This window comes from Campylobacter sp. RM6914 (assembly GCF_004803835.1).
Lineage (GTDB): Bacteria > Campylobacterota > Campylobacteria > Campylobacterales > Campylobacteraceae > Campylobacter_A > Campylobacter_A californiensis.
In genome coordinates this window covers 1,300,435-1,313,129 of the sequence record NZ_CP012545.1, presented here as the reverse complement: position 1 = coordinate 1,313,129, position 12,695 = coordinate 1,300,435, and the positions used below count along the sequence as shown (strand labels likewise).

The following is a 12,695-nucleotide window of genomic DNA, read 5'->3' as shown; positions in this document are numbered from 1 at the left end:
ATTTAAAGGAGAAAAAGTGTTAAGAGATATACAAAGAGAGCTGTTTATGGCCAAAATAGACAAGATGGGGCAGAATAAGGAGCTAATAGGGCTTTTAAGCAATAGAGCGTTTTTAGATTTTTTGGTGCTAATGAGCGCTATGTATGCTGAATTTATGCACTCAGCACAAAACGAGAAACTAGAAAATGAAAAAAGAATAAGAGCGATAGAGAGTGCGAAGCTGGTGGAGAGTTTTATAAATTTCTTTGAGAGCTACGCTGGCAATGACAACGAAAATCTAAATGAGGAGTAAAAGATGACAGAACAAGAGGCAATATTAAGTTTATTAGGCGATGTAGAGGGTGGCGAGGAGATGGCAGATAATACAGTTGCTGTGCCTAGCGAGGGCGCAGGCGAGCCAAACGGCGCTGAGGCTGCAAACAATGACGGCGCAAGTGCCAACCAAAGCATAACAGCTCAAAGCCTGCAATCAATGATAGCAAATGCAATGGCTGGTATAGAGGCTAAAAAGGCGGAACAAGCTAAGGCTGAGCAAGAAGCACAGGTTAAGACGCAAGCTCAAGCTTTATCACCCGAGATGCAAACTTTACTCGAGCAACTAGGGCTAACTGATATAAATCAGATGAGGGAGCAACTAAATGCTTTACAACAGCAACAAGCGCAAGCGCAAGAGATGGCCAGAAGACAAGAGATCTTTAATAAAAATCTTGACACATTTAATAAAGACTTTCCTACCATAAAGGCTGAGGAGCTAGGAGAGTGGGCTGAGAAAAATGGCTTTTTAAATTTGCTTGGCGAGGACTACAACGGCTGGAAAGCAGTAGCGATGGCGATGATAAATGTAGCAAAGCCAACCTCGGAGCCTGACCCGATATTAGGTGCGGATAAAGCAGGTGGGGAGCTAGGTGTGTTTGATAAGCTCAAAAACGGCGAAGAGGTAGATGATGTTGAAATCGGAGCACAAATATTAAAATCGGCAGGGCTAGTATAAAGGAGACAAGATGGATTTTTTTGAGTTTTTAAAAAAAGCAGGCAACACCGTATGGGATTGGCTAGGAAATACTGACAAAGCAGGCACCACAAACTGGCTAACAGCAACAGGAACAGGCGGGGCGCTTTATGGTGCGTATAATCAGCAAAAACAGGCTAAAAAGGCTCTAAAAATACAAGAGGACGCTTATAACTTTAACAAAATGCTATCTCAAAGAGAGATAGACAGGCAAAACAGAGCCGAGCAAAATTTATACGACGCTTGGAATAAATCAAGCTATAGCAGGATTTAAAGATGGCGTATTTTAACCCAAATCGTGTAGCCTTTAATTACAACACAAATATGATAGACGCGGTGGGGGCGGTAGGTCGCTCCCTTTGGGATATTTATAAGACAAATGTCGAGAAAAATCAAAATCAGATGAAACTAGACGAGCAAGAGCGCTCGAATAAGGCACAAGAAACACATAACGCCAATGTGCTAAATGCTACTGAGGCGTGGAGAAAGACACAGCAAGAAAATAGCGAGAGGGAATTTAAATTTAAGCAAGAAGCCGACGCTAGAGACTACGCGCTAAAACAGCAGCAGCTAAACGCACAGATACAAGCTCAAAACGAGAATAGAGCGTTTAACCAGTGGTATAAAAATCAGATTTTACAGTCTCAGCAGAACGAAAATTTAAGGCGTCAGCAAGAGGTACAGGCAAAAGCGGCGCAAGAGGCGTTAAATAGAACTATGCTATTTAATCAAATGGGCGGAGTTTTGCCAAAAGAGCTAGAAAATGCTTCACCGCAAGTTATAAGCGCATATCAGGAGGCATTTTTAAATCCTAATGCGGTGAAAATGAGAGAGGCGGAGGCAAAAGCGGCGCAAGAACTGCAAGCCAATCCACTTAAAAATTTGCCCGTTGGCACTCAAAATAGGCTAAATAATGCTAAAACTCTACTCGATAGATATGTGCCTTACGCTAATGATTTGGTTGCAAACGAGAGCCAAATAAGCGGTGGCATTGATAACCTTACCGCTCCACTTGGGAAAGCATTGGGTTTAAATAGTGATGCCATAGCCGGGCTTTATGCCGACGCTGAAGCGATCGCCGATATGGAGAGGGCATACACAAAGGGCGGGGGCAATCAAGCCAAGATAAGCGCATTAAAACAAATAACTCCTGTAAATACGCTGTTTAGCACTACTTTATCTGGGGTGGCTTCACGCATAGACAATCAGCTAAGTGCATACAATGAAGTTATAAAAATGTTAGAAGCACAGGGAAATTATAGTGGGGTTAAGCTATTAGAGGAGCAAAAAAACGAACTAATAGAGCGACTACCAAAAGAGATAACGCCGTTTTTACAAAAAAGAGCCGATACGGGGCAAAAAACATCTTCGGTAGAAGAGCAATTTAAAAAAAGAGCGCAACAGCAAACACAAACACAGAGTTTTCACGACCAAATGGACGAGAATGGTGGATATTACAGCGGTGGTATAAATCCGCTAGATGAGGATTGGTAATGAACGCAAGAAGTTTTTTAGGGCAAGATAAAATAAATGAGCTAACAAGCCAAGGGCTAACCCCTTTGCAAATAAAAGAGTATGCTAAAAAAGAATACTTTAAAAGTCAAAATTTAGGCATAGACGGCAAACCTATACCAAGTGCGCCAATCGTCAGTAATAAACCTAAGGCACCGGACGGCTTTGTAGAAAATGCAATAGCGGTTGCAAAAGACTTTGGCGAGGGCGTAAAAAGTTTTGGCAAAGGCGTGAAACGCACGGCTAATTCAATATGGGAAGATAGCGTATTTGGCGACTATGGCACGGGGGCTAGCGATGCCGATAAGATAAAAAGCGACATTGCAAGAGCACAAAACACCCAAGGGCTTATAAAAACACTAGCACAAAGTGATGAGAGTAGGGCGGCAAACAATGAGAGGCTAGCACAAACCTATGATAAGCTAGCCAAAGATCGTGGGTATGATTTAGGTGCAATAATAGAGGGCGATAAAATATACTTTGGTAAAACCGGTGAAAACGGACAAATACACACGCTAGATGCTACACCAAATTTTACAAATCAAATATCGGCAAACAAGGGCGAAATAATGGGAGGGGCTGCCGGTGCATTATTGCCGGGCGGCGTCCCTGTAAAAATGCTATCAAGTGCGCTTGGCTCTGGTGCGGGAGCTGGTATAGACTATGCAAATAGAGCTGAGAATATAAATGAAAAAATAGACCCGCAAGCTCTTTTAATGCGTGCGTTAGAGGGCGCTAGCGATGATTTGGCGGCGGGCGGCGCACTAATGGGAGTGGGTGCTGGTGCAAAAGTGCTAAAAGAACCCGCAAAGATAGTAGCCAATAAAGGACTTGATTTAGCCTCAAAACTTAGTGATTTTGGAATTGTCGGAGTAGCTAAGGATACAATAAAGGGGCTGCCTAGTGCGAACGTAAGCGGTGCGAAAAACATAGCCAAAGCGATAGCGGGCGATGAGGCTGAGCTAATGCAACAAAATGCTAAGAATGTCGGTGGATACAATGTAGATAACGGCAACTTTACCGATATAAGAGTATTAAATAAGCCGATAAATTTTATAAAGGAACACCTAGCTAGCACAGCTCAAAAACTAAAACTAGATGATGTTTCAAATGCTATAAATAATGCAAAGGGCGTAAATGCTGCGCAAAGCGAACTGGTGGATTTGTCGCTAAGTGATAGCAAGATGACTGGGCGTGTCATAAACGCACTAAGGGGCGATGCGACAGGGCAAGGGGCTAGAAATTTAGCGGATTTAGCACAATCTGACGTAAATGCCGTAAGAGAGGTTCTCCCAAAAGGCGTAAAGGGCGAGCTAAGTCAAAATTTTAAAGACTACTACGCAAGAGTAGGCGATGACTTTGGAAGGGCGGAACAAGAAATATCACAAGCCATGCAAGGTAAAACCACAACGCTAAACGCAAATGCGATAGACGAGGCAAAAAGCGCAATGCTAAAAGGGATGAATACCTTTGACGCAAAGTCGCCTGAGGCGTCACAGCTAATCGAAAGCCTAGAAACATTAAAAGATATACCACTTAGTTTTGACGAGCTAAGAAAACTAAAGACGGACTTTAATCAATATGCGCAAAGGATATTTAATAAAAACCCCTCCTATAACACCATTATCGATACAGCCTCGGTTGGTAAAGTGATAGATAATGCGATAGATAACCTTATAGGCGATAGCGGGCTAAAGTCTTACTACAAAGAAGCTTTAAATAAATATTCCGCTATGAAAAACTTACAAGATAATCCGCTTTTAAAAAAGATAATTGACGGTAACGCAAGTAGTGATGAGATTTTAAAAGCCGTGTTTGATGCCGAAAAATCACAAGCGGACGTTTTGCACGCTTTTACAAAAGAGCTAAACAAGGACGAACTAGCCAAATTTGAAACTGAGCTTTTAACGGCGTTGTTTGACTCACGCATAGCGACAAGAGGCAAGCTAAACCCAACGGAACTACTAGATGGTATCGGGCTAAAAGAGGATTTACAAAAAATAAATTTTAAGAGCAAAGAAGCACAAGATATAAAAGACGCTTTGATAAATCTTGCAAATGCTAGGGGCGACTTTGCTACGATATTTAACCATATTGAAAAGGAATTTATCGCCCCGTCAAGACCTCGCCCGGGTATCGCTCAAACCCCCGAGGGGATGCTTAAGTCCGTGGCTATAAACAAACTAAAACAATCGGTCTTTAAATACATAGGCAAATGGGGCGATGACGGAGCTTTTGAATATCACTTGAAAGAGGGATTTAAGGCTTTAAAGGCAAATCAAGACTTGGGATACTTCAAACAAGCCGTAAAAAGAAGCGGCGCAAGCGATGAAATGGCTGAGGCTATGACAAAGGCGGTAAAAGATGAGCTTGGCGGAAGAATACAAGAGGCATCTAGGTTAAACGAGGAACACATAAAGCAAATTGTAAAAGATGTATCAAAAAACAAAGAATGGGCTTTAAAACTAGACCCTAAGGCTGATATTTTAGGGGTCGTTAGGGACTTTTCGAAGCCCATAAAAACACCTATCTTTGAGAGTAAGATTTCATTTGTAAAGATGTTAAATCACTTAGCCGATAAATCGGATTTTGAAAGAAGGATAGAGTATATTAATCTAGTAAAGCCAACGCTAGAAGACCCTTTGTTTATAGTAAAAGATGGCGACAGATACAGATTTGTTAAAACTTTTGTAGACAGTAAAGACAAGGTTGTAAAATTTTTAAGTGTTGTAGAGGACGATAAAGGGAATTTTATAGGGATAACGGCAACACCAATAAAAAATACCGACTTAAAAAATATACTAAAAGGAGATATTGTATGGGGTGGGAACGCACCCACTAGCCAAGGTGTCCCACAAACAGCTAAAAGGCTAGATGCTGATAGAAGTATTATACCACAAAGTGAAATTAAAAGCAAAAAATCTTTAAAGAGTGCAACAAAAGAGGGGCTAAATGCGTTTTTAAAAGCACAGGATACTAGTCAAAATTTCGCAGAAATTAGTAGGGGCAAAGAGTATCAATACGCCGAGCAAAAATTTGAGCCAGAAAAATGGATAAATGACTTAAGTGGTGTGTTAAATGATGAGTGGGTAGCAAACTTAAAAAGCCTAGCCATAAAACACCCTGAAATGTTTAAAAGTGAGGCTGATGTGTTTAGGCTAATAAAAGAGATAAAGGATAATCCGACACATTTTTTTAAGAATAACAATGATGATATGGCTTTAATAGCAAAACAACTTAACAATGGCAAGATTGGGAAAATAGCAGTAGTAAAAGAAAGTGGCAAAATAGGACACGCAACAACCAGCTCAAATAAAAATGAGCTATCTAGGCTACAAAAAAACAATCAACCTTTGCAGGTAGAGGCGCCGCACTCTACACCTCAGTCCGATAAAGAATCGCTGAGCAAGGCTGGTGATAAATCACGTTCTGCAAAGTCTAACGACATTATACCACAATTACCGAAAGATGAAGCAATAAAAAGAATTTCAAAGATGAACGACAACCCAAAAATCGGCGAGATAATGCAAAAGACGCTAGAAAGCAAAGATATAAGCGTGAGTAGCAAAGTCAGTATCCTAAACGCCTCTATCAAAAGAATAAAAGAAAATTTAAAAAAGAAAGGCAGCTAAAATGGCAACAATGGATGAGAGAAAGAAAGCATACGGCGAGATATACACGCAGGTTTTAGCCAACACTATGGATAGTGGCACTCCGTATGATAAATTTACAGTAGAGCTCAAAAAATACCACGATGAGTTTGGGCTCAAAAACGAAAAATACTTTGAAACTATGTGCAACGCCCTTGTGGCGATGACGCAAACAGTAACCACCTCGAGCCAGCAAATAGCACTACAAATCCTAGTGGAACACGAAAGGCTGGAACAAGAGGCACAAAATCTAAAGGTAGACCTTGCCCTAAAAGCCAAAGAGCTGGAGCTTGCCGAAAAAAGACTGCTTTTAGCCGACAAAGAGGCAACCTTTAATGAGGCAAGAACAAACCTGCTCGATGCTCAAAAGAAAAAAGAAGAAAAAAGCATAGAGGCGATAGAGAGAGAAATCAGACACTATGACGACAAATTAAGAATTCAAGAAGCCACGATACTAAAAGACGTTGTTTTTGGATATACGGCGGGCGGGCTTGTCCCTCCTACTGACATGACGACAAAGGCTTTGAACGCAATAGATAAAATTACGCCATGAATTTGTAAGGTAAGCGTATGACAAAGCACTTATATCGCCCCATCGGCGATCTTGTTGAGCAAACAAAAAACATACTATTTAGCAAGACGCGCTCAGCTACAAAGATACTAGAACTCCTACATCTGCAACTACTTCGCAAAGCAAGAGCGTTTGATAAAATAAGGGGAGCGCTGCCAAATGGTGAAGAGGCGTATTTTTATTTAAGGTATGACATAAAAACGCCAAGCAGAAATCCATACAATAAAGATAGCGGGTATGACCTAGGGCTGAATCAGCTTTTTGTAGGACAAAATCCATACAAGCCCTATAATGGCAACCCAAAAGATGGGATATATCACGATACGGTAAATATCGTCACAAATCAAAGAAGTAGCATACCGGGGGTAACACTCAAACAGAGTATATACGAATGGACACAGACAAGTAGCATCGTAAATAATGACGGGTATGAAGTCGGCACGGAAGTAAAAATAATTGCCACAAGCAAGGATTATGCCGGCTATGTATACAAAGGTAAAACATATAATTTCAATGATCCGATCATGCAAAATAGTTGGACAGAAATCAAAAGGATATACCCTATAGATAGCGGCGGATATGCATGGTTTTTGGCTGACGGATATGCTATCGTATACATACCACCATATGTAACAGGTCGCGGCGGCGATAATGGTATGGGGTATGAGTATCACGATGCTATAGTGTTTTTTATGCCGATTTTTTATGAAAAAAATAATCATCCCGTGATGAGCGTAAGAACATGGGTTGATGAATGGAGCAAAAACTACACACTCATCATCAAAGAAAACAAAGGCCTTGGTATACTCGCACCTATAGGAGCGATAATCATTATGGCAGCTACCATTATGACTGCCGGCGCCGCTAGTGTGGCTGCAAGTAGCGCCACTTCAGCCGTGGCTAGTGTTAGTGCGTCTGCCTTTGGAGTAGCTGCCGGTAGTGGCATAGTAGGCATAGCTACGGCGCTTGGGATAGGACTGAGCGCGATCAGTGTTGGTGTAGCCTTGATGGGGATTGGATCAAATTCGCAAAGAGGAATGAGGCTGGGCAAAAAAATAGGTATCATAGGAGTAGTTTTTTCTCTTGGTGCTTCAATCAATGCATTTTTCTCATCCGGGGCAAAAACTGCGGCGGCTTCAACACTACCGTCTCAAACCATTAGCGCAAGCGGAGGAACGGGCGCGACTGCAACAACAACTGCTAGCCTATACAACGGAGTAGCCGTGCAAAGCTGGGCTGTAGGCGGTAGCACAAGCGCGACAAGCGCGGCAGGATCAAATTTAAGCTCTAGCGTTTTAAATAGCGGAACAAAAGAGGTTGCCTCGCAATTTGGGCAAAAAAGTGTAATGCATATGAGCTTTAGCGAGGCACTTCATGCAAATGTATTTGCAAGAAGTCAAAACTGGCTTACCAGGGCGCTTGATATAGTAGGCATAGGGGCAAAAGGATTTGGTCTTATCAAAGATATAAACGGGGCTTTTAGGCAAAGCAACAACTATGTCGATGAAGACATGGTTGATAATTCGCAAAAGGGCGAATATGAAAACTACTCATCGCTTGATGAGATAGAAGAAAACTCGGACGTGATAGTTAGAAAATTCTACACAATAGAAGATGAATACGACATAGGGCTTGAACCTGGGACGCTGATGAGCAATGATGATACGCTTTTAAGATAAAACTTTCAAAACCCGTCAAATTTTATACAAAATTCCCAAATTAGGGTGGATTTGAGACAGCCACTTAAGCCATAATTTAACAAATTTTAAAAAAAGGAGTAAATATGGCGATAACTTCAACAGGGTATCAATCGCCCGCAACCAAACGTGAGGGGCTAATTCCATCAGTCTACAACAAAATCATAATGATAGGTGCCGACGAAACACCTATGCTAAGCCTAATCGGCACAAGTCCGGTAAAAGGCATAAAGCATAGCTGGATAACCGATACTATCGGTACACCAAAGAAAAACGCTCAAGTGGAGATAAGTGACTTCACGGGAGATGGCAAAAGCACAAAAGTATCGCTAAGCAACGATACTCAAATCCTAACAACAGATATTAGCGTATCAAAGACCATGCAAACAGCTAGAACTTACGGTGGCAAAGAGCTAGAGCATGAAACAACAAAAAAGGCAAAAGAGCATAAACTCGATATAGAGTATGCCTTGCTTGGCTTGGGCCGCGATGCAGACGTTAAAAAGAGCGTGTTCAAGGCGTCTACGGCAAGAACAGATATGCAGGCAGGAGAAATGGCGGGGTTGTTCCACTATGTGGCAAATGGAGCAACTACATTTAGTGGGGGCAAGCGTGGCAATGTGCTGGCTTTTGATAGCACGGGGGATTGGAAAGGCGACGCGGTTGTTCTTAACGAGACGCTTTTGCATCAAATTTTACAGCAAATTTGGGACAGTGGGGCGACACCAAAAGACATATTTATCGGTGCTGCGCTAAAACCCGCGATCAATAAGCTAGCAACGCGTCAATTTAGCAACGAAACCGCGCTAAAGGCAAAAGTGGTAAGCCTGGATACTGATTTCGGTAAAGTCAATTTTAGAATGCACCGCTTTTTAAGTAGTAAATTTGGGCTAGCTGACGTGCTAATCGCGGGGGATTTTAGCTACGCGAAAAACGGGCTATTTATTCCGACTACTATCGAGGATGTTCCGACAAGCAAAACCGCAAAGCAAAAGCGCTACTACACCGAGTGTTGTCTAGAGGTGCGTAACCCTAATGCCTTTGCTATCGGTGTGGGACTAAAAAGCGAGCAAGTATGACTAGCGTAAGAGCTAAGGAAATCTTACAAATAAAGACGGCGAGCGGTAGGGCTTTGCCGTCTGATGAGATACTCTCTGAAATATTTTTAGAAGCTATGCTGTATGTGGCTAATAAGTGCGTGCCTAGTGAGCTAATAAGGGGCGAACAAGGTGGGCGTGTGTATAGGCACTTAGAGGACGGTTTTTATATAACTTACCCAGATAAACCAAATTTTGCCAACGAGAACGAACACATAATGATAGATGAGAGCCTAACTTATGCGGTCATAAACTACGTGGCTTTTATCATCAATAAAGATGAGTTTTACAGATCTTTGGCACTTGAAAATATCTCAGAGTATATCGCAAACGATGGAAGAGGAAATCTATATGAATGAAAGTGGTTTTATAACAGCTTTAAAAAACGCAGAAAAACTATCAAAAATAGATTTGCTAAAGATATTTAAAGAGATTAGCAAAAAACTTATATCATCCAAAGAAACAATAAAAAATAGCGGACTACAAAAGGATAAATAATGCCATCATCAATCTATGAACTAAAACTTGGGGCTGAAAAATTAGAAGCTTTGCAGTTTTTACTAAATGAGCTTACGTCGCTTGAAGAAGCAATAAACAATATAAACTTAGATAGTGTCAGGGCAATAGGGGCACAAATCTCAAAAACAAAAAATGATGTCTCGAACATAAAGCAAGATATTCTAGCTGCAAAAGAGGCACTAGACGTTCAAGCGTCAGACTTTAATTCTAAGTATTCCGTTTTTCTTAACACTTACCCGGAGTTTACGCCTCTTCTTGATAGGTTAAACGAGCTAAAAACTACCATAGACGATATAAGCGACGAAAATAGTGCGACGGCTGTCGAGGTAAATAGCACTAAGACGGAAATATATAAAAAAGTAGAGGAATTTTTAATCGCATTTAACGACACGATCAGTTTAAGAAATGATATAAGCAAATTAAACGCCGATATAACCGACAATAAAACCCAATACGACGAAAGCAAAGAAGAATTCATTGCGACCAAAGAAAGGGTAGAAAACGAGCTACGAGACCTGATCAGCATAAACACGAATGGTCTAGTAAATGATGATATGGTAAGCGCAGCAACGGTATATAGCTCCGCAAAAACAAACGAGCTAATTACATCCTCGACAAATAAAACAACTCTAGGCATAGACAAGGTAGATAATACGCCGGATATAGACAAACCTATATCTACAGCTGTTCAAAATGAATTAGACAAAAAGCTAGATTCAAACGAAAATGCAGCAAGTGCGTCAAAACTAGCAACTCCCGTAACCATAAACGGAGTAGCTTTTGACGGCACTAAAGATATAACGATAACAGATGATACAAAGCTAGACATCACCGCCACGGCAACTAATAGTGCAAAACTTGGCGGAGTAAGTGCTAATGAATACGCCCTAAAATCCGAAATAAGCGACGGGCTCAAAATTGGCTCATACCTGCTTTGGAGTTCTGAAAGCCATACGCCCTCGGGTTTTCTTGTTTGCGACGGACGAAGCCTTGTAAAATCAGAGTATGCCGAACTCTTTGCCGTCATAGGCTATACATACGGCGGAAGCGGAGAGAGTTTCAATATCCCCACATTCAACGATGGTAGATTTATGCGAAGCGTAGGCGGGAATGCGTTGCCTTTGGGCGAGCTACAGCAAGATGAAATAAAGAAACATAGTCATAACTTTTATACATCTAGAGGAAACATAGGCACACAGAGTGGCAACTGGTATGGACACCAATCTTTAACATTGAATAACCCTACCAGTGAAACTGGTGGTGATGAAACAAGACCAACAAACAGTTCAGTAGTTGTTCTTATAAAAGCCAAAGATGTCAAAGAAGCCACGCAATCAGAGATAGACGACACGCCATACGCCACAGAAGCAAAGGCTGGAATAACAAAGCTAAAAAACTCAATTACCGGTAATGCCGAAGATGTAGCCGTAACCGAAAAAGCGGTGAAAGAAGCCATAGAGGCAAACAAAAGTATAGGTGTAGACCAAGCTTGGCAAGATATGACCAAAGACAGAAAGCCGGGTATAACATATACCAACACTACAGGTAGACCTATTTATATCTCCCTAAGAACATCTGCACTCACAGGCAGTTGTGGCGGAATACTCACGGTAGATGGAAAACCGCTCCAATACTTCGCAACATCAGCATCAGAGATCATATCACTTTGTGCGATAATACCTCCCGGCTCCACATACTCTGCAGCAATCAACGCAGGAACAATACCTCTATGGCTTGAATTAAGATAAAGGACAAAACAATGAAACACTACAAAAACAAAAACAATGAAATCTACGCTTATGACGATGATGTAAGCAGTGAATTTCTAAACTCAAAGATAAAAGAACTAGGGCTAAAAAAACTCACTCAAAAAGAACTCGAAGAGCTAAACAAACCAAAAGAGCCGACACTTGAGGAAGTAAAAGCTAAGTTCCTTTCGGACGTAGACGCTCTTCTAAATCAAAAAGCACACGAAAAAGGATACGACAACATAGCAACCGCCGCAAGCTATGCGGCTATGCCAAATCCTTTCTACGATGAGGGAGTAGCCTTTTTCAAGTGGCGTTCGAACGTCTATACATACTGCTACGGAATTCTTGAAAAGGTGCAAAAAGGTGAGCTAGAGATAAGCGAAGAAAATATCGCAAGAGCGATGAGCGATATGCCGCGTCTCGAGCTTCCCGAAGCTTCTACACAAATAGAACCGTCTAACGAACAAGGAGCAAGCAATGAATGAAATCAAAAGACCCATACTCAAACCTTTCTCAAAAGATAGGTTTGAGCTAGTCGAGTCATACGAGTACGGCAATATCGTAGTTCCAGCAGCATACAAGACAAACGGCGCAAATGTACCACGTATCTTTTGGAGTGTATTTCCACCAAATAGCCCCGAATATCTTTCGGCGATAGTGGTGCATGACTACCTGTGCGACAAAGAAAGGTACAAAGAGGCGGACGAAGTTTTGCGTGAGATGATGACCGAGCTTGGCTGCTCTAAAATCAAAGTATGGTGCTTTTACCTAGCGTGCCGTGCGTGGCATAAGTTAAGATATGGAGGGTAAGATGGTTCCAAACTTCGATGATGTAATTAAATGTCTTATCGTATATTGCATATTAGGCGGAGTTGTCATAGGTGCTTGT

The 12,695-nt window shown here is 41.5% G+C and carries 13 protein-coding genes; all 13 read left to right on the top strand.

Annotation, left to right across the window (positions count from 1 at the left end):
- Window positions 1-16: 16 nt before the first annotated feature.
- A complete protein-coding gene (locus CCAL_RS06835) occupies window positions 17-292 on the top strand; it encodes a hypothetical protein (RefSeq protein WP_172285096.1) in 276 nt (91 codons plus the stop codon).
- A 3-nt stretch (window positions 293-295) separates the two neighbouring features.
- Entirely contained in the window at window positions 296-991 is a 696-nt protein-coding gene (locus CCAL_RS06830; protein WP_170017115.1) for an HIT family hydrolase, read from the top strand.
- A gap of 10 nt (window positions 992-1,001) precedes the next feature.
- Window positions 1,002-1,283: a hypothetical protein gene (locus CCAL_RS06825; protein ID WP_172285095.1), complete on the top strand. Its 282-nt coding sequence runs from the start codon at window positions 1,002-1,004 to the stop codon at window positions 1,281-1,283.
- Between the two features lie 2 nt (window positions 1,284-1,285).
- Window positions 1,286-2,503, top strand: a complete 1,218-nt coding sequence (locus CCAL_RS06820) for a DUF4670 domain-containing protein (RefSeq protein WP_170017119.1) — start codon at window positions 1,286-1,288, stop codon at window positions 2,501-2,503.
- Entirely contained in the window at window positions 2,503-6,153 is a 3,651-nt protein-coding gene (locus CCAL_RS06815) for a PBECR2 nuclease fold domain-containing protein (protein WP_172285094.1), read from the top strand. The genes CCAL_RS06820 and CCAL_RS06815 overlap by 1 nt, the downstream gene beginning before the upstream one ends.
- 1 nt (window position 6,154) lies before the next feature.
- On the top strand, window positions 6,155-6,724 hold the full coding sequence (locus CCAL_RS06810; protein ID WP_172285093.1) for a hypothetical protein: 570 nt from the start codon (window positions 6,155-6,157) through the stop codon (window positions 6,722-6,724).
- A 17-nt stretch (window positions 6,725-6,741) separates the two neighbouring features.
- Window positions 6,742-8,421, top strand: coding sequence for a hypothetical protein (locus CCAL_RS06805; protein ID WP_172285092.1), 1,680 nt, complete (start codon window positions 6,742-6,744; stop codon window positions 8,419-8,421).
- 104 nt (window positions 8,422-8,525) lie between these two features.
- Window positions 8,526-9,518: an SU10 major capsid protein gene (locus CCAL_RS06800; protein ID WP_172285091.1), complete on the top strand. Its 993-nt coding sequence runs from the start codon at window positions 8,526-8,528 to the stop codon at window positions 9,516-9,518.
- Window positions 9,515-9,895, top strand: a complete 381-nt coding sequence (locus CCAL_RS06795) for a hypothetical protein (RefSeq protein WP_170017129.1) — start codon at window positions 9,515-9,517, stop codon at window positions 9,893-9,895. The genes CCAL_RS06800 and CCAL_RS06795 overlap by 4 nt, the downstream gene beginning before the upstream one ends.
- Window positions 9,888-10,034 (top strand): hypothetical protein, encoded by a 147-nt coding sequence (locus CCAL_RS06790; RefSeq protein ID WP_172285090.1) that lies wholly within the window; start codon window positions 9,888-9,890, stop codon window positions 10,032-10,034. The genes CCAL_RS06795 and CCAL_RS06790 overlap by 8 nt, the downstream gene beginning before the upstream one ends.
- Window positions 10,034-11,803, top strand: a complete 1,770-nt coding sequence (locus CCAL_RS06785; protein ID WP_172285089.1) for a tail fiber protein — start codon at window positions 10,034-10,036, stop codon at window positions 11,801-11,803. The genes CCAL_RS06790 and CCAL_RS06785 overlap by 1 nt, the downstream gene beginning before the upstream one ends.
- An 11-nt stretch (window positions 11,804-11,814) precedes the next feature.
- Complete coding sequence (locus tag CCAL_RS06780; RefSeq protein ID WP_172285088.1) at window positions 11,815-12,291, top strand: hypothetical protein; 477 nt, start codon at window positions 11,815-11,817, stop codon at window positions 12,289-12,291.
- Window positions 12,284-12,616, top strand: coding sequence for a DUF1353 domain-containing protein (locus CCAL_RS06775; RefSeq protein WP_172285087.1), 333 nt, complete (start codon window positions 12,284-12,286; stop codon window positions 12,614-12,616). The genes CCAL_RS06780 and CCAL_RS06775 overlap by 8 nt, the downstream gene beginning before the upstream one ends.
- Window positions 12,617-12,695: the final 79 nt, after the last annotated feature.